Genomic DNA, 19,974 nt, shown 5'->3' with positions numbered 1-19,974 from the left:
GGCAGGAGCTACACCATGTCCATCGACGACCGCGTCATCAACATCGACGAGCTGCAGCTCGAGCATTTCCAGCAGGGCGACAAGTTCGAGTCGCGCAGCGCGCGCGTAGGCCCGCGCCTCGGCGCCAAAGATCTCGGCTACTCCTATGACGTCCTGCCGCCCGGCAAGACGGGTTGCCCGTTCCACAGCCACCACGCCGAGGAAGAAATGTTCTTCATCGTCAGCGGCTCGGGGTTGCTGCGCTACGGCACGCAGACGCGCAAGATCCGTGCGGGCGATTTCATCGCCTGCCCCACGGGCGGCGCCGACACCGCGCACCAGATCATCAATGACTCCGATGCGCCGCTCGCCTTCGTGTCCGTGAGCACGATGAAGCCCGCCGAGGTCTGCGAATACCCCGACTCGGGCAAGATCGGCGCGTTCGGCAGCGGCGCGGTGCGCCACCTCACGCGCACGTCCCAGGCGCTCGACTACTGGGACGGCGAGTAGGCATCCTCAGCCCTTGCGCGCCTTCTCGATCTTCGCGATGTCGATCTTGCCCATCTCCATCATCGCTTCGAAGGCGCGCTTCGCAGCCGCAGGGTCCGGATCGGTGATGGCGTCGGTCAGCGCGCGCGGCGTGATCTGCCACGACAGTCCCCATTTGTCCTTGCACCAGCCGCATTGGCTGGCCTCGCCGCCGTTGCCGATGATGGCGTTCCACAGGCGGTCGGTCTCCGCTTGATCGTCGGTCGCGACCTGGAACGAGAACGCCTCGCTGTGCTTGAACGCCGGACCGCCGTTGAGTCCCAGGCAAGGAATGCCGGCAACCGTGAATTCGACCGTCAGCACGTCGCCTTTCTTGCCGGAGGGATAGTCGCCCGGCGCGCGGTGGACGGCGCGGACTTTGCTGTCGGGGAAAGTCCTGGCATAGAAATTCGCGGCCTCTTCGGCGTCGCGGTCGTACCAGAGGCAGATGGTGTTCTTGGGGGTCATGCTTTCGCTCCTGTATCGACGATCACCTGGAAGCCGCCGTAGATCATGCGCTTGCCGTCGAACGGCATGTCCATGTTCTTCAGGCGCGGGTCTTCCATGGCCTTGTTCATCCCGGCTTCGTGCACCGCCTTCGACGGCCATGTGATCCACGAGAACACCACGGTCTCGTCCGGCTTGCGCTGCACCGCCATCGGGAAGGACGTGAGCTTGCCCTCGGGCACCTCGTCGCCCCAGCATTCGACGACCTGCAATGCGCCGTTTTCCATGAACACCCTGGCGGCGGTCTCGGCGTGCCGCCGGTAGCTTTCCTTGTTGGCCGTCGCGACGGCGACGACGAATCCATCGATGTAATTCATTGGGCTCTCCACGGATGAGGCGGCGAAATGCCGCCCGTGTCTGACGACGAACGAAGGTTAGCGAAATCGACAGCGGCACGTGCAACCGTCCGCAGGCAACTCAGCCATAGAACGCCCATGGGAAAATCCCCCCATGCCGGCAGCCCATCCCCTCCCCTACCTGCACGGCTACCCGCCCGAACTCCTGGAACAGGTGCGCGAGCTCATCGATTCGGGCCGCCTGCTGCAGACCGTGACGCGCCGCCACCCCGAAATGCACGACATCCGCACGGAGCGCGCGCTCTACGACTACGTGAACGAGATCAAGTCCAGCCGCATGAGGAGCGCGCCGCCCATCGCCAAGGTCGCCTACGACCCGAAGCTGCACATCCTGAAGAACGCGCTCGGCACGCACTGCACGGTGTCGCGCGTGCAGGGCAGCCGCCTGAAGTCCAAGCGCGAAATCCGCATCGCCACCTTGTTCAGGGAGGCGCCTGCGGATTTCCTGCGGATGATCGTCGTGCACGAGCTTGCGCACCTGAAGGAGCGCGACCACGACAAGGCCTTCTACGCGCTGTGCGCCCACATGGAGCCGGACTACCACCAGCTCGAATTCGACCTGCGCCTGTGGCTCACGGCGCAGGAGCTCGCGCCCGCGGAGCCTGCCTGATGCGCTGCGAGGACATCCACGGCCACGCCGACTTCAGGCGGCTGTCCTCGATCGAGGGCATCGCGGTGGACCTGCGCTATGCCGGCACCGACAACTTCGTCGGGCGGGACATGTACGGCACGCTCGACTGCGCCTGGCTGCACCGCCTCGCCGCGGCGGGCATCGAGCGCGCGGTGGCCCGGCTCGCCCGCGAGGCGCCCGGCCACCGCCTGCTGATCCTCGACGCGTTGCGGCCTCACCGCGTGCAGGTCGTGCTGTGGGACCACCTCGACGGCACGGACCTGCGCCAGTACGTTGCCGATCCCGCGCGGGGATCCATCCATTCCTTCGGCATGGCGCTCGATGCGACGCTGCTCGACCCGCAAGGCCGCGAGCTGGACATGGGCAGCGGCTTCGACGAGATGACGCCGATGTCGCACCCGAAGTTGGAGGCACGGCACCTGGCCGAGGGCACGCTCACCCCGGCGCAACACGCGAACCGGCTGCTGCTGCGCAATGCCTTGCTTCACAGCGGGTTCAACGGCATCGACAACGAGTGGTGGCACTTCGACATGCTCGATCGCGAGCACGTGCGGGCGCACTTCACCCGGGTCGACTGACCCCCGCCGGGTCCATCCAGAACGTGGCCCACAGGTTCCCGTCCGGATCGGCGATGTCGCGCGAGTACATGAAGCCGTGGTCCTCCGGCGGGTTCGCGTCCGCCTTGCCGCCGTGCGCAGCAGCCGCGCGATTGATCGCATCGACCGCTTCCCGGCTGTCCATCGACAGGGAGAGCATGTGCCCGGCTGTGCCCGCCGCCGGGAACGGCCGCTGGGTGAACGTGCGCCACTTCTCGTGCGTGAGCAGCATGACGTGGATCGCCTCGCTCCATTCCATGGCGGCGGAGGTGTCGTCGCTGAAGTGCGCGTTCTGTCCGAAGCCGAGGGCCCGGTAGAACGCGGTCGAGGCCGCCAGGTCGGAGACCGGCAGGCTGATGAAGATCTTCTTGGTCATGGTGCTCCTTGCGTCGGGGTCGTGGGCGCCCTGCGGATCCGGGGCCCCGACGATACGACGAACGGGGACCGCCGGAATCGACAGGCTGCCGGCCCGTCAGCCGCGCGAGAGCGCACGCGCCCTGGCCCAGGGCAGCACATACCAGAGGCCCAGGCACAGCGCGAGGCACAGAGCGGCCAGCGCGAGCGCGACCGACGGCGAGCCGGTGACGACCTGCGCCACGAGGTAGACGTCGAAGGCGATCGCCACCATCAACGCGTACAGGGCCCAGGCGATGAAGCGCGAGGCGAGTTCGAGCAGGTGGCGCGACACGCGCCCGCGTTCGACCTGCCGGTGATAGGCGGCGGGCGCCATGAGCAGCGCGCACGACACGGCGATCGACACGAGCGCGGCGAGAAAGAGCGCGCGGCCCGGCGCGTCCAGCACTTCCTCGAAGCGCTGGTTGAAAACGGCGATGAGCTGGAAGCCGAAGAGCGCCTGGACGCCCGGGAGGATCATCCGGGCCTCGTCGAGTGCAAAGCCCAGGGCATCCTTCAACGGAACGTCTTCGCTCATTTGCCCGGCTTGAGTACCACCTTGGTCCATCCCTTGCGCCGTTCGTCGAATTTCTGGTAGGCCTCGGGCGCCTGCTCGAGCGGCAGCTCGTGCGAGACGATCCAGGAAGGCTTGACCTTGTCCTTCTCGATGAGGCGGCTGAGGAAGCGGTTGTAGGCCTTCACGTTCGCCTGGCCCGTGCCGATCTTCTGGCCCTTGAACCAGAACTGCCCGAAGTCGAAGGCCATCTGCCCGCGCTTTTCCAGCTTGTTGTCCGCGTTCGGGTCCTCGGGCACGAAGACGCCCACCACGCCGATGCGGCCGGTGGCCTTCACGGTCGCGACGAGGTTGTTCATGGTGAGGTTGGGCACCTCCTCGCGATGCATGTTGCAGCACTGGTAGCCCACGCACTCACAGCCCTTGTCCGCGCCCTTGCCGCCGGTGAGCTCCATCACGCGCTCGATGCCGCCGCCTTCGGTGTCGTCGATGGCGACCGCGCCGATCTTCTCCGCCAGCGCCAGCCGGTCCTTGTGCGTATCGACCACCATCACCAGCGCCGCGCCGCGGATCATTGACGAATACGCGGCCATCAGGCCCACCGGTCCGGCGCCGTAGATCACCACGTTGTCGCCGGGCTGCACCTGCGCGAGCTCGGTCGCGTGGTAGCCCGTGGGGAAGATGTCCGCCAGCATGACGTAGTCGTTTTCCTTTTCCTCCGCCCCGCGCGGCAGGACCAGGCAGTTGTAGTCGCCATAGGGCACCCGCAGCAGTTCCGCCTGCCCGCCCGCATACGGGCCCATGTCCGCGAAGCCGTACGCGGCGCCCGCGTTGCCGGGATTGCAGGTGAGGCAGAAGCCGCTCAGGCCCTTCTCGCAGTTCTCGCAGAAGCCGCAGCCGATGTTGAAGGGCAGGCACACGCGGTCGCCCACCTTCACGCGGTCCACCGCGCCGCCGATCTCGATCACCTCGCCCAGGTTCTCGTGGCCGAGGATGCGGCCCGGCTGCATCGACGTGCGCCCTTCGTACATGTGCAGGTCGGAGCCGCAGATGTTGGTGCTGGTGATGCGCACCAGCACGTCCGTGGCGCGCTCGATCTTCGCGTCCGGCATGTTCTTGACGACCACCTGGCGCGGGCCGTTGTAGACGAGGGCTCTCATGCGTGCTCCTTCTTCGCGGAAGCACGGGTCGTTTTCTTCGCCCTGGAGGGCGCGGGCTTGCCCGGCTGCAAGGCCTTCTTGCGCGCCACCAGGTCGGGCACCATGCCGCGCAGGTCGAGGTCCGCGTATTTCGCCTTGAGGAAAATCTGCTCGCGCTCCTCGTGCACGTGTTCGTCGATCATCTCGCCGAGCGACTTGACGGCGTCGTCGAAGCCCTCGTCGTCCGCTTCCATGCCTTCGATCTTCGCGATCAGCTCCTTGGCCTGCGCGTGCTCGGCTTCGGCTTCGTCCATCAGGGCTTCGTCGCCGATCGCTTCGCGCACGGCGGGATAGAAGATCTCTTCCTCGACCTGCGCGTGGATCGTGAGCTCGCGGCAGATTTTCGCGGCGACCAGCTGCTTGAACTGGGGCGGCGCGTCGTCCTCGACCAGCGCGCCGAAGTCGATGAACAGTTTCTTGACGAGCTTGTGGTCGGCGTCCAGGAGGTCGATCGCGTCTTCGTAGGCGGGCTGTTGTTTCATGGGGTCCTTTGATTGGGTGTGCACCGGTGGCAGTGCGGAGGACCAATCTAGGACGGCGAAGGTGACGGGCGTGTGGGACAGGCTGCACAGGCGCGTAGGAAGTTTCAAGAATGCTCCGCCGAGCCTCCCCGCTTGAGGCTCAGGCGTGGCGCGCAGCTAGAGGTCCCAGCGGGCCTGCAGCATCCAGCGCCGCCCGAACTGGCTGTCCGGGGCGCCGCCCGAGCCGGTGCTGAGGTACTCCACATGGCGCGGGTTGAACAGGTTGCGCGCGATCAGGGCGACCCGCAGCTGCGGGCTGACCTGCCGGGCAAGCTGTGCGTCCAGCGAGATGTACGACGGCACCGTGCCGGAGAGCGCACCCACCCGGCGGACCATCAGGTCCAGCTCGACCTGGTGGCCGAAATCGTGGCTCGAACGCAGCGACCACTGCGTGCTCGCGTCCACGCCCAGGCCCGGGAAGTCCGTCGTGGCCGGGCTGATCCCGCAGCAATAGTGAAGCCGCTTCTGCATCGCCAGGAAACCGCCGGCCAGCCGCCAGGTCGGGGTCGCCTGCCAGGCCCCCCAGGCTTCGAGGCCGTGGATGTGGCCCTGCACGAGATTCTCCACGGTGTTGGGCAGCGGCTGGCCGGGCAAGCCGCTGCGCAGGCCCTTGTACTCGTCGCGAAAGAGCGTGCCCGACCATTGCAGGTTCTTGCTGGGCTGGGCGCGATGCCCCAGCTCGTAGACATTGGCAACTTCCGACTGGAAGTTGGGGCCACCGGCGATGACGAAGGGCGCGGCGCCGGGGAAATAGAAGTCCCGGTCGATTCGCGCGGGCGCTCGCACCGCCCGCGAGGCGGCCGCCCACGTCGTGGCGGTTTCGGAGTGTTCCCACGCGAGGCGCAGGCTGGGCAGTTGTTCGACGCCCGTATAGCTGTTGCGCTCGAGCTTGAGGCCCGCCGTCAACTGCAGCTGCCGGGCCAGGGGCCACTGGTACTGGGCGAACACGTTGGTCCACGCGAGCTTGCGTTCGACGGGGTTGAACAGCACGAGTGCGGTCGGCGCACTGGTGTCCCGGGCGCTTCGATATCCCGCGCCCCACAGCAGCTGGCCCACCGGCACCTTGGCTTCATGGCTGAATTGCAGATCCGTGGTGGCGACGCGATTGATGAAGAGGTCCACGTCGTCGCGATTCGCCACGTCGTGGATGGCTTGCACCGTATACGCTGAGCCGTCGGCGAAGGTGCTGCGCCACCGCGCCTGGAGGTTGCCGCCGTGGATGAGCGGCGCCAGCGAATTTGCCGGCGTATCGCCACCCCTGTACGCGTCGCCCTGGACTGTCAGCGTCGAAGGGCCCCACCCCCAATCCCCCCTGAAGCCGACCTGGTTGCGGCTGCTCGCGTCGGCCAAGGCAATACCGCTCGGCAGCCTGGTATTTCCCCGGTCCACGGCCAGGCCGTAGATGCGCAGGTGGCCCGACTCGCCCAGGGCGGTGCCCCATCGCGCCACTTCGCGGCCGCCCTGGCCCGACCGGGTCACCGAGAGCAGCGTCCCCTGCGTGTCCGTGGACCTGCGGGTGACGACATTGATGACCCCGTTCACGGCGTTGGCGCCCCAGATGGTGCCGCCGGGGCCGCTAATGACCTCGATGCGCTCGACATCCTCCAGCACCACGTCGTTCGCATCCCAGAACACGCCAGCAAAGAGCGCTGAATAGATGGTCCGGCCGTCGATCAGGACGAGCAGCTTGTTCGCGATGAGGTCCTGGAAGCCGCGGGCGCTGATGGCCCATTGCCCCGCGCTGGTCTGCGCGACCTGCAGGTTCGGCGCGAGGCGCAGGGCCCCGGGAAGCGAGGTCGCGCCGGAGCGCCTGATGTCCTGCGCGGTGATGACGAAAATGGAGGCGGCGGCGCGTTGCAGGTTCTCGGCCCGTCCCGACACCGAAGTCACCTCCAGGTTGCCCAGCTCCTCGAGGCTCAGGTCGGCCAGCTGTTGGGCTAACGCCAGGTCCCCGGGCGCGGCGTGCGCCTGCAGCACGGCGGCGTGAGCCAGCATGATGACTGTGGCGCGCAGTACCTTGGTTCGATGCCTCATCCGCGCATGTTAACGGCGTCACCACCGAATGTGACGCGGGCCGGGCGGGATGTGGGCCTTGTCCTACGCTGGACGTGTCGAATACCGGCGCCCTCGTTCGTCGTGTGGTACGGCGTGGACACCCGGCGCGTCGATATCCACCAGAAGGAACCCATGAAACTGCTGCTGACCTCCGCGGGCGTGAAGAACGAGAGCATCCGCCGCGCCCTCGTCGCGCTGCTCGGCAAGCCCATCGCCGAATGCCATGCGCTGTGCATCCCCACGGCCGGGTACGGCCATCCCCACGTGAGCCCGGCGGCGGCTTTCCGCTTCGTCAGCGGGCAGGAGCCGCGCTGCCCGATGGTGGAGCTCGGCTGGAAGTCCGTGGGCCTGCTCGAGCTGACGGCGCTGCCCTCGATCCCCCGGGACCGGTGGACCGCTTGGGTGCGCGACGCCGACGTGCTGCTGGCCAATGGCGGCGACGCCGTCTACCTCGCGCACTGGCTGCGCGAGTCGGGCCTGGCCGCCATGCTGCCCGCGCTGCGCGACAAGGTGTGGATGGGCCTCAGCGCCGGCAGCATGGCGATGACCCCGCGCGTGGGGGAAGACTTCGTCGAGATGAAGCCGCCGATCACCGGCGACGACAAGGGCCTGGGCATCGTGGGCTTTTCCATCTTCCCGCACCTGGACATGCCCGGCTCGCCGGGGAACTCCATGGCGAGCGCCGAGCGCTGGGCCGCAGGGCTGGGCAACCCGTCCTACGCCATCGACGACCAGACGGCCATCCAGGTGGTGGAGGGGAAGGCGGAGGTGATCTCGGAAGGGAACTGGAGGCACTTCGCCGCCTGATGCTGCGCTGCCCGGCCGCGCGGTGCGCGCGATACTGGCGGCATGAAACACCTCACCCTCCCCTGCGGCGAATCCGTCGCGGCCCTTGGACAGGGCACCTGGCGCATCGGCGACGACCCGGCCCGGCGGCGCGAGGAAATCGAATGCCTGCGGCGCGGCATCGACCTGGGCCTCACGCTCATCGATACCGCCGAGATGTATGGGGACGGGCGTTCGGAGGCTCTGGTGGGCGAGGCGATCGACGGGCGGCGCGACGAGGTGTTCCTCGTCAGCAAGGTCTACCCGCACAACGCGTCGCGCCGCGCGATGCAGCGCTCCTGCGACGACAGCCTGAGGCGCCTGCGCGTCGACGCGATCGACCTGTACCTGCTGCATTGGCCGGGCAACGTGCCGCTCGCGGAAACGGTGGAGGCCTTCGAGGCCCTGCGGCGCGCCGGCAAGATCCGCCACTGGGGCGTGAGCAATGTCGACCTTTCGCTCATGGGCGAGCTGCACGCGCTGCCCGGCGGCGCCGCGGTGCAAACGGACCAGGTGCTCTACAACCTCGCGCGGCGCGGCGTCGAATGGGACCTGCTGCCGTGGCTGCGCGAACGCCGCATCCCCGTGATGGCTTACTCGCCGCTGGACGAAGGACGGCTGGTGCGGCGGCGCGGGCTCGTGGAGTTTGGGCAGCGCCATGGCATGACCCCGGCGCAAGCGGCCATCGCGTGGTTGCTCGCCCGGGACGGCGTGATCGCCATCCCCAAGACCGGCAGCCGCCGACGGCTCGAGGAGAACGCGCTCGCCATCGAACATCCACTGACGACCGCGCAGCTGGAAGAACTCGACGCGCTGTTCCCGCCGCCCAAGCGCGCGACGCCGCTCGAGATGATCTGATTCGCTCGCCTGAAACCGGCGCGCGCTCGTTTCGCTGCGGCTCAAGGCCGCTGCAGCAGCCTCGCGAGCTCCCCCAGGTCGGCCGGCTTCACCAGGTAGTGGTCGAAGCCCGCCTCGCTGCCACGGCGCCGGTCGTCCTCCGTGCCGTAGCCGGTCAGCGCGATGAAGGTCGCGGCGCCGCATCGTTCATGGGCACGCAGCCGGGTGGCGAGCGCGTAGCCGTCCATGCCGGGCAAGCCGATGTCCAGGACGAAGGCATCGAAGGCCGCATGCGCGGCGGCTTCCAGCGCTTTCGCAGGGTCGTGGATCACCGTGGCGTGATGGCCCAGGCTCTCCAGCAGCATGCCCAGGGTTTCGGCGGCGTCGGTGTTGTCGTCGACGACCATCACGCGCAGCGGCCGCGTGGCGTTCATGATGCCCTGGCCCGCCGTCGCCGGCGCGGCGGGCTCCGGTTTGTCGGCGAGGATGGGGAGCGTGACGGTGAAGGTGCTGCCCTGCCCGCGCCCCGCACTGTCGGCCGTCACCCGGCCGCCCTGCAGTTCCACCAGGCTCTTCACCAGCGCAAGGCCCAGGCCGAGGCCGCCCTGCGAGCGATCCGGCGAGCGCTCGCCCTGCGTGAACAGCTCGAACACGTGGGGCAGCAGCTGCGGCTCGATCCCGATCCCCCTGTCGGCCACGCGCACCTCCACCTGCTCGCCGATCTCCATCGAGACCGACACCGCGCCGTTGGCGGGCGTGTACTTCGCGGCGTTCGTGAGCAGGTTCGACATCACCTGCACGAGCCGGGTCGCATCGCCCAGGACGTGCACCTCGCCGGCCGGCATCCGCGTCGTGAGCCGGTGCCCGCGCGCCTCCATCAAGGGCCGGACTTGCTCGATCGCGTGGATGACCACGGCCTTGATCGCGACGGGCGCCTTCTCGAGCTCCACCAGGCCACGCGTCACGCGCGACACGTCCAGCAGGTCGTCGACCAGCATCGTCATGTGGCGCACCTGCCGCTCGACGATCTCGGCGGATCGCAGCACCTTGTCCGGGTCGTTCGGCGCCGTCTTGAGGAAGTGCGCCGCCGTGCTGATCGGCGCGAGCGGGTTGCGCAATTCATGCGCGAGCATCGCGAGGAAATCGTCCTTGCGCCGGTTGGCGGCCAGCAATTCGTCCCGCACCTGCTTTTTCTCGTGGATGTCCGTGCAGGTCCCCATCCACCGCACCACATGGCCCTCTTCGTTGCGCACGGGCAGCGCCCGCCCCAGCACCCACCGGTACTCCCCCGAGCGATGGCGCAGCCGGTACTCGATCTCGTACGGCTCCAGGGACTCCAGGCTGTGCCGCCACAACGCCCAGGCCCGCGGCTGGTCTTCGGGATGGAACATGCCGTTCCACGCTTCACCGTCCGTGGACCCGTCCGGCATGCCGGTGAATTCGTACCACTGCCGGTTGTAGTAGTCGTGGTACCCGTCGGGCAGCGTGGACCACACCATCTGCGGCATCGCATCCGCGATCGTCCTGAACTGCGCTTCGCTCGCACGCAGCTCGCGCTCGGCCATAAGGCGGTCCGTCACATCCTCGTGGATCAACATGACTTCGAGCACGCTGCCGTCCGGCGCCTTGATCGGCCGCGCCGTCGCTTCGACCCAGCGCGCAAGGCCGGGCTTGCCCAGTGCGACCGGGTCATACAGGATCGCGGGAAGCCGGACGGCCTCGCCCGCGAAGGCACGGCGCAAGGGCGCGGCCACGCCCTTGGCTTCGAGCTGCGGGTCCTCGAGCATGTTGTATTCCGCCAGCACGAACTGCAGCAGCGGGTCGCCGTCCTGCGCACCCCAGAGGTCCTTCCACGCCTGGTTGACCTTCAGCGTGCGGCCGTCCACGGACAGCAGTTGCACGCTGAAGGGGGCTTGCTCGAACAGGGTCTGGAAGCGCTGCTCCGTCCGCACGGCCGCGGTTGGCGAAATGTGTGTTTGCACCCCTGCATTCTGCCAAGGGGTGGGGGACTTGAGGGCGTCCGTCGGCGTGTTGGTGAAGATGCACGCGGCGTGCGCCTACGTCGCGGCCACTTCGGCGGACGTAGATTGCCTTCAACCCATCAGGCGACCTTCATGCAAACCACTACCGCAGCCTCTGCGATCCCCCTGCCCGACGTGGACCTCGACGGTCCCGCCCGCGTCATCCCCACGGCCAGCGTCGCCCCGCTCGACGGCCCGCCCGACGGCGAACGCATCAACCTCTTCGTGGTCAAGCCGGTGACGGCCGACAACGTGCTGGAAGGGCTCGCGGGCGACCTGCGCGAGGGCGTGCTCCGCAAGCCGCTCACCTGCGTGGGCCTCGCGTTTGCGATCGGCTACTTGTTCGGCCGGCGCTGAGCCGCGCCCTACACCAGCATCAGCCGCTCGATCTTCCGGTTCGCGGCATTGAGCTTCTTGAAGAGGGCGAGCATCAGCGCCTTGTTCATGCTCACCATCGCCTGCGCGTCGGCGTGCATGGCCTCGACCACGGTCTTGCTGAATTCTGCGGCGACGAACTTGTCGTCGGCGATCACCGTCGCCGAGGTGGTGATCTGCCCGTCAGCGAAGAAGATGCCTTCGCCGAAGCAGTCCCCCGTCTCGATCCGGCCGACCACCTTGCCGTTGCGATACGCCTCGGCCGAGCCGTACAGGATCACGTAGAACGCCCGCATCTCCTCGTCCTGCGTGGTGACGCAGACATCCGAGCGGAAGGTCTTCACCTGCGCCATCTCCGACATGCGCCGCAGCCAGTCATCGGGCACCGGCTGGAAGAAGGAGCATTGCCGCAGCGCGGCGAACCGGGCCGACGGGTCTTCGGACAGTTCCCGGGCATAGCGGGCGAAGTGATCGTCGATGTTGTCGAACTCGTTCATGCAGCCTCCGCGAGGTGAAGACGTTCAGGCCTTGGGCGGCGGCGGCGCCGGCACTTCCTCCAGCGACAGCTCCATCGCCGGGGCGGGTGCGGGCGCCGCAGCCACGACAGGCTTGGGCTCGGGCTTCTTGATGTTGACGATCAGCGGACCCGTCGGCTCCTCTTCGGGCTCCGGTTCGGCCTGCAGCGACAGCCCGCCCGTGTCGCCGCCGCCACCGCCGGGCAATTCCTCGCGGATGAAGCGCTTGCTGTTGAGCTTCAGGCGCAGCATCAGCTCGCTCTTGGCGTCCGCATTGACCTGCACTTCCTGCAGCGAAATCTCGCCCGCGTCGTAGAGCTCGTACAGGCACTGGTCGAAGGTCTTCATGCCGAGCTCGACCGACTTCTTCATGATCTCCTTGAGCTGGCCGATCTCGCCCTTGGCGATCGCGTCGCGCGAGGTCGAGGTGCTCAGGAGGATCTCCACCGCGGCGGCGCGACCGCCCGACATCTTGCGCACCAGCCGCTGAGACACGATGGCGCGCATGTTGAGCGCGAGGTCGTTGCGCACCTGCTCGTGCTTTTCGATCGGGAAGAAGTTCACGATGCGGTCGATCGCCTGGTTGGCGCTGTTCGCGTGCAGGGTGGCCATGCACAGGTGCCCCGTCTCGGCGAAGTTGAGCGCGTACTCCATCGTCTCGTGGTCGCGGATCTCGCCGATCAGGATCACGTCGGGCGCCTGGCGCAGCGTGTCCTTGAGCGCATCGAACCAGCCCACGGTGTCGATGCCGACCTCGCGGTGCGTGACGATGCAGTTCCTGTGCGGGTGCACGTATTCGACCGGGTCCTCGATCGTGATGATGTGCCCGTGCGTCTCCTGGTTGCGCACGCCGAGCATGGCCGCGAGGGTCGTGGACTTGCCCGAACCCGTGCCGCCGACCAGCAGGATCAGCCCCCGCTTTTCCTGCACGATCGTCTTCAGGACGGGCGGCAGGTTCATCTTGTCGAAATCGGGGATCTCGGTGGTGATCACGCGGATCACCATGCCCGTGCGCTGCTGCTGCGTGAAGATGTTGATGCGGAAGCGGCCGACGCCCTCCAGCGAAATCGCGAAGTTCTGGCCCTTGGTGTCGATGTAGCTTTGCCACTGCTTCTCGGACGCGATGGCGCGCGCCATCTTGCCCGTCTGCTCCGCCGTCATCGGGTTCTCGTTGAGCTTGGTGAGCTTCCCATTGAGCTTGATGGCGGGCGGGAAGCCGGCCGTGAGAAACAGATCCGAACCCTTCAACTGCACCATCGCCGCGAGCATCTTGTGCACGATGGCCTGGTACTGCTGCTTTTCCTGTTGTTCCATGTCTTCTCCTGGCCGCCGGGAGGCAGCGGGGGTTGGGCAGGTTACAACTGTAAGACAGATCGCGCAGGGCGGATCAAAGATCCTTCGCGTCGGCGGCGAACTTGCCCAGGACGAAACGCCAGTACGGCAGCACGCACTGGGCGTGGCCGGCCGGCTGCGCGACGCAGTCGGTCAGGGTGACGCGGTTGCCGGCGCCGCGCGCCTGCATGGCCTGCAGGGTGCGGGTCGCGCTCACATAGGGCACGGTGCGGTCGTCGCGGCCGTGGAACAGGTCCAGCGGCACCTCGGGCGCCCAGTCGTAGACGCTGCTCAGGCTGTCGATCGCGGCGCGGTTGTCGTTCAGGAAGTTGTCGACCACCGTGGGCGAGTAGACGACCGAGGGATCGATGCCGATCAACAGGGCCAGGAGGATGTCTCGCGCGTGGCGCCTGTCCTCGTCGCCCAGGTACCGCAGGAAGCCCGGGTTGAGCACGTAGCCGAGCGGAAAGTAGTCGGTGCGCATGATCTCCAGCAGCTGGTCCATCGTCGCGCCGACGTCGTAGGGGCCGTCGCCCGCGACCACGCGCACCAGCTCGCTGCGATGCGGCGTCGTGCCGGCCTGCAGCGCGCGCTGCGCCGCCACCGTCACGTAGCCGCCTTCCGAGTAGCCCGTGAGGAACAGCTGCTTGTTGTCGGCGATGTGCTGCGTGCCGCGCCAGTATTTCGACGCGGTGAGGAAGTCGATCACCGCCGACGCGGATGCCGCGGACACCAGGTAAGGATGCGGCGTCCCCGCCGACACGCCGAAGCCCACGTAATCGGCCGCCTCCACGATGTAGCCGAGCGACGCCAGCACCACCGGCGGGTCGCCGAGCCTGGCAAGGCTGGAGGGCGCATCCGCCTGCGACTTGATTGTGGCGTGCTGGTAGCTCAGGACCGGGCTGGGCGCGTTGGCGGCCTTCTGCGGCACGCCGACCAGCCCCGAGGCGACGGTCTGCCGGCCCGCTTCGTCCACGGTAAGGTAGGTGATGCGCCAGGCCTGCACCGCATAGCGGGGCGTGGCGAGGAACGCGGCGTCGCCGTCCTTGGCGAGCGCGGCGGACACCTCGGCCGGGCTGATCGTCTTGAGCAGCGTGGCGCCCAGGAACTGGCCGGGGCCCGCCGGATTGGCCGACGTGGGCGGGGTCGTGGGCGCGGGATCCTTGGCGCCCCCGCCGCCTCCACAGGCCCCGAGGACAAGCGCAAAACAGAGGGAAGCGAAGAGGGGGAGGCGGTTCATACGTGGGGAAGGGGAATGCGAGCAGGACTTTAGCGGCTGAGTATGTCCCCGACGTAAACCCCCGCGTGTCGATTCGCACTTGCGCCGTTCGTCGTGAGGAAAGGCACACTCTGGTGCCTGCAACTTTCCCGCGACCTGGAGTTTCCTGCATGACCCGTCCCGCTCCCGACCCTGCCCGCACCCGGTGGTGGGCCCTGCTGGTGCTGTGCCTCGGCGTACTCATGATCGTGCTCGACACGACGATCGTGAACGTCGCCCTGCCGTCGATCCGCACCGACCTGGGCTTCACCGAAACCTCGCTCGTCTGGGTGGTCAACGCCTACATGCTCACCTTCGGCGGCTTCCTGCTGCTGGGCGGCCGGCTGGGCGACCTCTACGGCCACCGGCGCGTCTTCCTCGCCGGCCTCGCGCTGTTCACCCTCGCCTCGCTGGCCTGCGGCCTCGCGCAGACGCAGACCATGCTGGTCGTGGCGCGCGCGGTGCAGGGCATCGGCGGCGCGGTGGTGTCGGCGGTGTCCCTGTCGCTGATCATGAATCTCTTCACCGAACCCACCGACCGTGCGCGCGCGATGGGCGTGTACGGCTTCGTCTGCGCGGGCGGCGGCAGCATCGGTGTGCTGCTGGGCGGCTTTCTCACGGGCGCCTTCAGCTGGCACTGGATCTTCATGATCAACCTGCCGATCGGCATCGCCGTCGCGGCGCTGTGCATGCTCCTCATCCCCGCCAGCCCCGGCGTGCGCGGGGCGCGGCTGGATTGGGTGGGCTCCATCACCGTCACGGGGGCCCTGATGCTGGCCGTGTATGCCGTGGTCGGCGGCAACGAGGCAGGCTGGGCGTCGGTGCGCACGCTGGGCCTGCTCGCCGGCGCCGTGGTGCTCCTGGCGATCTTCCTGTGGACCGAGTCGCGCGTGCCCGCGCCGCTGATGCCGCTCGGACTGTTCCGCCACCGCAACATCGCCGCCGCGAACGTCGCGGGCGTGCTGTGGGCGGCCGCGATGTTCGCGTGGTTCTTCATCTCCGCGCTGTACATGCAGCTGGTGCTCGGCTACACGCCGATGCAGGTCGGCCTTGCCTTTCTGCCAGCCAACCTGATCATGGCAGCGCTCTCGCTGGGCGTCTCCGCGCGCGTCGTGATGCGCTACGGGTTTCGCTGGCCGATGGCGGGCGGCCTGCTGCTCGGCGCGTCCGGGCTCGCGCTTTTCGCGCTCGCGCCGGTGCAGGGCAGCTTCGCGCTGCACGTGCTGCCCGGCATGGTGCTGCTGGGCGTGGGCTGCGGCATCGCGTTCAATCCGCTGCTGATGGCCGCCATGAGCGAAGTCGGCCCCGAGGATTCGGGCCTGGCCTCCGGCGTGGTGAACACGTCCTTCATGATGGGCGGCGCATTGGGCCTTGCCGCGCTGGCGAGCCTGGCCGCTGGACGCACCGCCGGCCTGCAGGCCGCCGGAGCGCAGGCGGCGGAGGCATTGGCGGCGGGCTACCGGATGGCGTTCGCAGCGGGCGCGATCTTCGCTGTCGGCGCCGCGGCGATGGGCTTGTGGTGGATGCGGGAGCGGGCCCCCGCGCATCCGGAGGTGAAATCGGCTCTGTGACGGCCGGCTGGCAGCGTCCCGTCAACCGGGCGCCCGCAAGGCTCAAGCACGCCGCGGCGCGAACGCGGCCACCACGGCCGCGGCGATGAGCAGGCCCGCCGCATCCGCCACTACGTCCTTCCAATCGCCCGTTCGCGTTTCCGTGAACGACTGCAGCACCTCGATCGCGCAGCCATAGGCGAAGAGGCATGCGGCGATGGTGCGGGGGCGCGTGGTCCACCCCGTCCACCCCAGGACGCCCAGCACGGCGAACGCGAAGGCGTGATTGACCTTGTCCCAGTCGGACACCTTGACGGGCGGCGCCGGCGTGAGCGCGAGGTACAGGACGGCCGCCGCGCAAATCCAGAACGATGCCCGTGCCAGGCGCCGGTACATCAAGGCGCGTCCCAGCTTCCGACCACCGTCACCGTCACCTGCTGCGACGCCGCGGCGCCGAAACTGTCGTGCACCGTCGCCGTGAACGTCTCGGTCGCGGTCTGTCCCGAACCCAGCGCCTGCAACGCGGGACTCGCGGGGTCGAGCGCGTACGTCCAGTGCCCCTGCGGCGTGAGCGCGAAGGTGCCGTACGTTCCGCTGCCGCCGCCCGTCCACGACAGGCCGTCCCCCGCGTCCGCGTCCGACGCGAACAGGTCGCCGGACGCCACCAGCACGCCCGCGTTCATCGCACCGAAGGTGTCGTCCGCCAATCCGCTTCCGGTGAAGCGCGCGAGCTCGATGTCCTGTCCGGACGATGACGTGACGTTGCCCGTGACGAGGATGCCGCCGGCCGCCGTGACGTGGAGAGTCCCGACATCGTCGAGGCTCCCCCGGTCGACGCGCGCCACACCCATCGTGCCGAAGGCGGTGTCCTGCATGCCGTTTGCGCCGAAGCGCACCACGTCGATGTCGCGCGTGCTCCAGCCGGGCGCGCTGAACGCGAGGAGCGCCGCGCCCTGCGCATCCACAGCGAGCGACAGCGCGCCCGCGTTCAGCGATGTGTGCACGATGCCGTCGACGCCGAAGCCGGCGACGGGTGCGCCCTGCGCGTCCAGGCGCGCGAGCGACACCGGATCGACGTACAAGGTCGGCGAGAACTCGGACCACGCCAAGGCGATGCTGCCATCAGGGGCGACCTGCAGGTCGAAGTCGCGCACGCCGCGCTCGCCAATGGCCACGAGGCTGCGCCCCTGCGTGCCGAAATCCGTGTCGAGGCTGCCGTCCGCCAGCAGGCGGAACACCCCGATTGCGCCGGCGCCGTCGTCGCCGGTCGTTCCGCCCCAGAGCAGCAGGCGCCCTTGCGCGTCCAGGCGCATCTCGAAATCCGGAGGCAGCACGGGATCGCCCGCGACCGTGAGGATGCCGCCCGTGCCGAAGGAAGGATCGAGCGTGCCGTCGCCCTGCAGCCGCACGATCACGCCCTGGCCCGCGACGAGCACGCCGCCATCGGCAGCTGCCAGCACTTGCGTGGGGTAGTCGTAGCCGCCGAAGTCGAGCACCACGCGGCCATCGCCGCCGCCGAAGGACGCGTCGGGCGTGCCGTCGGGGTTGCGCCGCTCGATCGCCCAGTCGATCTGCGACTGGCCGTAGTTCTCGGACGTGTAGCCGGCGACCAGCGCGCGCCCCGCGCCGTCGAGTGCGAGGCCGCGCGGCGAGACCATGCCGTCGATGGCCGCCTGCCCGCCGGCCGCATACGCCGTGTCGGCGCTTCCGTCGGCGTTGAACCGCAGCAGGGCGGCGCCCTGCGCGGAGGACCCGAGCAGGTAGAAGCTGCCGTCGGCGGACGGCGCGACGAAGTGCGCCTGCTCGTACGAGCCCGCGAGGTCGAAGCTTGCCGCACCCGTGCGGCCCGGCTCCGCCACGACGCCGCTCGCCGTGCTCCCCGAGCCGATGACGGGAACGTCGTTGGTGCCGCGGATCGTCCATCCCACGCTGGTGGTGGACGTCGCGCCCTGCGCGTCCCGCACGGTGACCGTGAAACCCTCGAACGCGCCCTGCCCTTCCCGCAGCGCGTTGGTGGCGGCGCGCGCGTTGTCGAGCGTGTAGGTCCACTGGCCGCTGCCGCTGTCGATCGCGAACTGCCCGTACACGCCGTTGGCCGAGCCCGAGTAGGTGAGCGTGTCGCCGTCGTCGGCATCCGTCGCCAGGACGCGACCGGTCAGCACCGCCGTGCCGGGAACGACGGTGCCGTCGTCGAGGTTGCCGGCCTCCACCGGATCGCCGACGTTGATCCTCGGGCCGAATTGCGGCGCGTCGTTGACGCCCGTGAGGGTGACTTTCAATTGCTGGGTCGCGGTGCCGTCGTAGCTGCGAACGGTGAACACGTCGTCGACGGACTGCCCGGCGCCCAGGTGCTGCAGCAGCGCGTTGTCGACCTGGTAACTCCAGCTCGCGCCATTGGCGATGAAGGTGCCCGCGCCTGCGCTGCCGCTGCCGATGGCCGGGACGAGCTTGCCTTCGCCCGTGTCCGGGTCGGTCACGGTCAACACGCCGCTTGCGCCCGGGAAGGCGGCGGAATCCTCCCGCAGCACCGCGGTGGACGGGCCGCTGATGGTGGCCGGATCGTTCGTGCCGAAGACGATGACGGAAGCGTTCTGCGTCGTGCTCAAACCCTGCGCATCGGTGACGGTGAAGGTGAAATTCTGCGTCGCACTCGCATACGCGGGCAGCTCGTTGAACTGGTTGCCCGGGTCGTAGGTGAAACGCGTGCCGTCGAAGGACAGCGTGCCCACGAGGCCGGCGGCGTTGTAGGTCACCGTGCGCGTGTCGCCCGCGTCGGGGTCGAAGGAGCCCACGACGGCCGTGGCCGGCGCGCCGTTCTCGTCGGTGTACAGCAGCAGGTCGTGCGAGACCGGCGCCTCGTTCACGTTGGTCACGTTCACGGTGATGGCCCGGTCCGTCACGCTGCCCTCGCTGTCGGTGGCGCGCACGCGCACCTGGTAGGCCGGCGCGTGGGCCCCGCTCTCGAAGTCCGGCGGCGAGATGAAGCGCAAGGTGCCGGTCGCGGCATCGACCTGGAAGAGCGCGTTGTCCGCGCCGCCCTGTCCCGCGGCCAGGCTGTACTGGATGCCCTGCGGCTGGCCCGCTTCGCGGTCGGGATCGAACGCGCCCACGGCGCCGACGGCCGTCTGGTTCTCCGCGGCGGTGAAGGCCGCGGCGCCCGTGAACACCGGCGCGTCGGGCAGGCCCGTGACCTCGATCCCCTGCGCGAATTGCGCCGAGCGGCCGGTCGGGTCGGTGAGGACGGCGGTGAGCATGCGGAAGTGCTCCGGGCTGTCGTCGTTGTTGGAGAACCGCACCTTGTCCACCAGCGTGTTGATCATCGCGAGCGTCGCGTTCGCGTTGAACAGCACCTTCAGGTCCGTGCCGGCGCCGTTCTGCACGGCATCGATCCGGCCGATCACCGTGGTGCCGCTCAGGATGTCGCCGGTGGCGGCATTGACGCTCAAGGCGCCGGGGCCGTTGAAGCTCAGGACGTCCTGGCCGTCGCCGCCGCGCGACAGCGCGTTGGTGTTCTGGATGACAAGCGTCCCGCCCGAGAAATTGCTCCTGTCGGCATCGCCGAAATTCGCGGTGGAAAGCACGCCGTCGTAGGTGACGTGTTCGCCTGGGTTGAAGAGAAGGCCGAGGTCGCTCGGCGCGATGGTCGGGGCGGTGTCCTTCTTGGTGTCGAGCGTGACGGCCGCTGTGGCGATGCTCGAATAAGCCTGGCCGTCCAGCGAGCCCGTCAGGCGGAACTGCCAGCCGACCTGGCTCGCGAGGATCGTGTAGCTCGTCGCGCCCACGGCGCCGACGTTGACCCACGACGTGCCGTTCCACGCCTGCCACTGCAATGCCCATTCGGCGGCGGTGTGCCCCACCGACGTCATCCCCTGCGCCGTCAGCGTGTCGCCCACTTCGAGGCGCCCGCGAATTCCCAGAACCGCGTTGGTCATCTCCACTCCCTCAGTTGTTGTCCCCGGCACATGCCGGACCGTGCGATTCT

General features: G+C 68.5%; 19 protein-coding genes and 1 pseudogene. 7 read left to right on the top strand and 13 right to left on the bottom strand.

Going from position 1 to position 19,974, the window contains the following annotated elements; translation table 11 throughout:
• Positions 1 to 15: 15 nt before the first annotated feature.
• Entirely contained in the window at positions 16 to 489 is a 474-nt protein-coding gene (locus I5803_RS21630) for a cupin domain-containing protein (protein WP_196988373.1), read from the top strand.
• A 6-nt stretch (positions 490 to 495) separates the two neighbouring features.
• Here I5803_RS21630 and I5803_RS21625 read toward each other — a convergent pair whose 3' ends face one another.
• Positions 496 to 975: a VOC family protein gene (locus tag I5803_RS21625; protein WP_196988372.1), complete on the bottom strand. Its 480-nt coding sequence runs from the start codon at positions 973 to 975 to the stop codon at positions 496 to 498.
• The gene (locus I5803_RS21620; RefSeq protein WP_196988371.1) at positions 972 to 1,331 is read right to left on the bottom strand and encodes a DUF1428 domain-containing protein; all 360 of its coding nucleotides are present in this window, start codon (positions 1,329 to 1,331) and stop codon (positions 972 to 974) included. Before I5803_RS21620 ends, I5803_RS21625 begins: the two co-directional genes overlap by 4 nt.
• A 133-nt stretch (positions 1,332 to 1,464) precedes the next feature.
• Here I5803_RS21620 and I5803_RS21615 point away from each other — a divergent pair, with 133 nt between their 5' ends.
• Positions 1,465 to 1,980 carry a M48 metallopeptidase family protein gene (locus tag I5803_RS21615; protein ID WP_196988370.1) on the top strand — a complete coding sequence of 172 codons (516 nt, stop codon included), beginning with the start codon at positions 1,465 to 1,467 and terminating at the stop codon, positions 1,978 to 1,980.
• Positions 1,980 to 2,579 (top strand): M15 family metallopeptidase, encoded by a 600-nt coding sequence (locus I5803_RS21610; RefSeq protein ID WP_196988369.1) that lies wholly within the window; start codon positions 1,980 to 1,982, stop codon positions 2,577 to 2,579. The genes I5803_RS21615 and I5803_RS21610 overlap by 1 nt, the downstream gene beginning before the upstream one ends.
• Here I5803_RS21610 and I5803_RS21605 read toward each other — a convergent pair.
• The 5 genes from I5803_RS21605 to I5803_RS21585 form a co-directional block, all read right to left on the bottom strand.
• The gene (locus I5803_RS21605) at positions 2,563 to 2,973 is read right to left on the bottom strand and encodes a VOC family protein (protein WP_196988368.1); all 411 of its coding nucleotides are present in this window, start codon (positions 2,971 to 2,973) and stop codon (positions 2,563 to 2,565) included. The two genes, I5803_RS21610 and I5803_RS21605, sit on opposite strands and share 17 nt — an antisense overlap.
• A 96-nt stretch (positions 2,974 to 3,069) precedes the next feature.
• The gene (locus I5803_RS21600; protein WP_196988367.1) at positions 3,070 to 3,528 is read right to left on the bottom strand and encodes a DUF6328 family protein; all 459 of its coding nucleotides are present in this window, start codon (positions 3,526 to 3,528) and stop codon (positions 3,070 to 3,072) included.
• Positions 3,525 to 4,664 carry a glutathione-independent formaldehyde dehydrogenase gene (locus I5803_RS21595; RefSeq protein WP_196988366.1) on the bottom strand — a complete coding sequence of 380 codons (1,140 nt, stop codon included), beginning with the start codon at positions 4,662 to 4,664 and terminating at the stop codon, positions 3,525 to 3,527. The genes I5803_RS21600 and I5803_RS21595 overlap by 4 nt, the downstream gene beginning before the upstream one ends.
• Complete coding sequence (locus I5803_RS21590) at positions 4,661 to 5,185, bottom strand: hemerythrin domain-containing protein (protein WP_196988365.1); 525 nt, start codon at positions 5,183 to 5,185, stop codon at positions 4,661 to 4,663. The genes I5803_RS21595 and I5803_RS21590 overlap by 4 nt, the downstream gene beginning before the upstream one ends.
• A gap of 156 nt (positions 5,186 to 5,341) precedes the next feature.
• Positions 5,342 to 7,258, bottom strand: a complete 1,917-nt coding sequence (locus I5803_RS21585; RefSeq protein WP_196988364.1) for a TOL_0244 family TonB-dependent receptor — start codon at positions 7,256 to 7,258, stop codon at positions 5,342 to 5,344.
• Between the two features lie 153 nt (positions 7,259 to 7,411).
• Here I5803_RS21585 and I5803_RS21580 point away from each other — a divergent pair, with 153 nt between their 5' ends.
• Entirely contained in the window at positions 7,412 to 8,086 is a 675-nt protein-coding gene (locus I5803_RS21580; RefSeq protein WP_196988363.1) for a Type 1 glutamine amidotransferase-like domain-containing protein, read from the top strand.
• Between the two features lie 42 nt (positions 8,087 to 8,128).
• Complete coding sequence (locus I5803_RS21575) at positions 8,129 to 8,962, top strand: aldo/keto reductase (protein ID WP_196988362.1); 834 nt, start codon at positions 8,129 to 8,131, stop codon at positions 8,960 to 8,962.
• 41 nt (positions 8,963 to 9,003) lie between these two features.
• Here the strand turns inward: I5803_RS21575 and I5803_RS21570 are convergent, their stop codons facing one another.
• Positions 9,004 to 10,923, bottom strand: coding sequence for a PAS domain-containing hybrid sensor histidine kinase/response regulator (locus I5803_RS21570; RefSeq protein ID WP_196988361.1), 1,920 nt, complete (start codon positions 10,921 to 10,923; stop codon positions 9,004 to 9,006).
• Between the two features lie 132 nt (positions 10,924 to 11,055).
• Here I5803_RS21570 and I5803_RS21565 point away from each other — a divergent pair, with 132 nt between their 5' ends.
• Complete coding sequence (locus I5803_RS21565; RefSeq protein ID WP_196988360.1) at positions 11,056 to 11,319, top strand: hypothetical protein; 264 nt, start codon at positions 11,056 to 11,058, stop codon at positions 11,317 to 11,319.
• An 8-nt stretch (positions 11,320 to 11,327) separates the two neighbouring features.
• Here the strand turns inward: I5803_RS21565 and I5803_RS21560 are convergent, their stop codons facing one another.
• The 3 genes and pseudogenes from I5803_RS21560 to I5803_RS21550 all read right to left on the bottom strand — a co-directional run bounded on the left by I5803_RS21560 (position 11,328) and on the right by I5803_RS21550 (position 14,424).
• On the bottom strand, positions 11,328 to 11,834 hold the full coding sequence (locus I5803_RS21560; protein WP_196988359.1) for a Crp/Fnr family transcriptional regulator: 507 nt from the start codon (positions 11,832 to 11,834) through the stop codon (positions 11,328 to 11,330).
• A 213-nt stretch (positions 11,835 to 12,047) separates the two neighbouring features.
• Positions 12,048 to 13,166 (bottom strand): annotated as a pseudogene (locus tag I5803_RS21555) (PilT/PilU family type 4a pilus ATPase); the annotation flags it as partial.
• A gap of 73 nt (positions 13,167 to 13,239) precedes the next feature.
• A complete protein-coding gene (locus I5803_RS21550; protein WP_196988357.1) occupies positions 13,240 to 14,424 on the bottom strand; it encodes an alpha/beta hydrolase family protein in 1,185 nt (394 codons plus the stop codon).
• Positions 14,425 to 14,573: 149 nt separating this feature from the next.
• Here I5803_RS21550 and I5803_RS21545 point away from each other — a divergent pair, with 149 nt between their 5' ends.
• On the top strand, positions 14,574 to 16,013 hold the full coding sequence (locus I5803_RS21545) for an MFS transporter (protein WP_196988356.1): 1,440 nt from the start codon (positions 14,574 to 14,576) through the stop codon (positions 16,011 to 16,013).
• A 42-nt stretch (positions 16,014 to 16,055) separates the two neighbouring features.
• On the opposite strand, the gene I5803_RS21540 is transcribed toward I5803_RS21545, so the two are convergent.
• Both I5803_RS21540 and I5803_RS21535 read right to left on the bottom strand, forming a co-directional pair.
• Complete coding sequence (locus tag I5803_RS21540) at positions 16,056 to 16,388, bottom strand: VanZ family protein (RefSeq protein ID WP_196988355.1); 333 nt, start codon at positions 16,386 to 16,388, stop codon at positions 16,056 to 16,058.
• Positions 16,388 to 19,924 (bottom strand): VCBS domain-containing protein, encoded by a 3,537-nt coding sequence (locus I5803_RS21535; RefSeq protein ID WP_196988354.1) that lies wholly within the window; start codon positions 19,922 to 19,924, stop codon positions 16,388 to 16,390. The genes I5803_RS21540 and I5803_RS21535 overlap by 1 nt, the downstream gene beginning before the upstream one ends.
• Positions 19,925 to 19,974 lie beyond the last annotated feature (50 nt).

Origin of the sequence: Caenimonas aquaedulcis, from assembly GCF_015831345.1 — a bacterium.
Taxonomy (GTDB): Bacteria; Pseudomonadota; Gammaproteobacteria; order Burkholderiales; family Burkholderiaceae_C; genus Ramlibacter; species Ramlibacter aquaedulcis.
The sequence above is the reverse complement of the archived record's forward strand: the minus strand, read 5'-3'. Positions and strand labels throughout refer to the sequence as shown.

Excerpts from the sequence above, each read along its gene's own strand:
- I5803_RS21615 (WP_196988370.1), top strand. The coding sequence starts at position 1,465 with ATGCCGGCAGCCCATCCCCTCCCCTACCTGCACGGCTACCCGCCCGAA.
- I5803_RS21610 (WP_196988369.1), top strand. The coding sequence starts at position 1,980 with ATGCGCTGCGAGGACATCCACGGCCACGCCGACTTCAGGCGGCTGTCC.
- I5803_RS21550 (WP_196988357.1), bottom strand. The coding sequence starts at position 14,424 with ATGAACCGCCTCCCCCTCTTCGCTTCCCTCTGTTTTGCGCTTGTCCTC.
- I5803_RS21590 (WP_196988365.1), bottom strand. The coding sequence starts at position 5,185 with ATGAAACAACAGCCCGCCTACGAAGACGCGATCGACCTCCTGGACGCC.
- I5803_RS21630 (WP_196988373.1), top strand. The coding sequence starts at position 16 with ATGTCCATCGACGACCGCGTCATCAACATCGACGAGCTGCAGCTCGAG.
- I5803_RS21575 (WP_196988362.1), top strand. The coding sequence starts at position 8,129 with ATGAAACACCTCACCCTCCCCTGCGGCGAATCCGTCGCGGCCCTTGGA.
- I5803_RS21535 (WP_196988354.1), bottom strand. The coding sequence starts at position 19,924 with ATGACCAACGCGGTTCTGGGAATTCGCGGGCGCCTCGAAGTGGGCGAC.
- I5803_RS21580 (WP_196988363.1), top strand. The coding sequence starts at position 7,412 with ATGAAACTGCTGCTGACCTCCGCGGGCGTGAAGAACGAGAGCATCCGC.
- I5803_RS21625 (WP_196988372.1), bottom strand. The coding sequence starts at position 975 with ATGACCCCCAAGAACACCATCTGCCTCTGGTACGACCGCGACGCCGAA.
- I5803_RS21560 (WP_196988359.1), bottom strand. The coding sequence starts at position 11,834 with ATGAACGAGTTCGACAACATCGACGATCACTTCGCCCGCTATGCCCGG.
- I5803_RS21600 (WP_196988367.1), bottom strand. The coding sequence starts at position 3,528 with ATGAGCGAAGACGTTCCGTTGAAGGATGCCCTGGGCTTTGCACTCGAC.
- I5803_RS21540 (WP_196988355.1), bottom strand. The coding sequence starts at position 16,388 with ATGTACCGGCGCCTGGCACGGGCATCGTTCTGGATTTGCGCGGCGGCC.
- I5803_RS21595 (WP_196988366.1), bottom strand. The coding sequence starts at position 4,664 with ATGAGAGCCCTCGTCTACAACGGCCCGCGCCAGGTGGTCGTCAAGAAC.
- I5803_RS21545 (WP_196988356.1), top strand. The coding sequence starts at position 14,574 with ATGACCCGTCCCGCTCCCGACCCTGCCCGCACCCGGTGGTGGGCCCTG.
- I5803_RS21605 (WP_196988368.1), bottom strand. The coding sequence starts at position 2,973 with ATGACCAAGAAGATCTTCATCAGCCTGCCGGTCTCCGACCTGGCGGCC.
- I5803_RS21620 (WP_196988371.1), bottom strand. The coding sequence starts at position 1,331 with ATGAATTACATCGATGGATTCGTCGTCGCCGTCGCGACGGCCAACAAG.
- I5803_RS21585 (WP_196988364.1), bottom strand. The coding sequence starts at position 7,258 with ATGAGGCATCGAACCAAGGTACTGCGCGCCACAGTCATCATGCTGGCT.
- I5803_RS21565 (WP_196988360.1), top strand. The coding sequence starts at position 11,056 with ATGCAAACCACTACCGCAGCCTCTGCGATCCCCCTGCCCGACGTGGAC.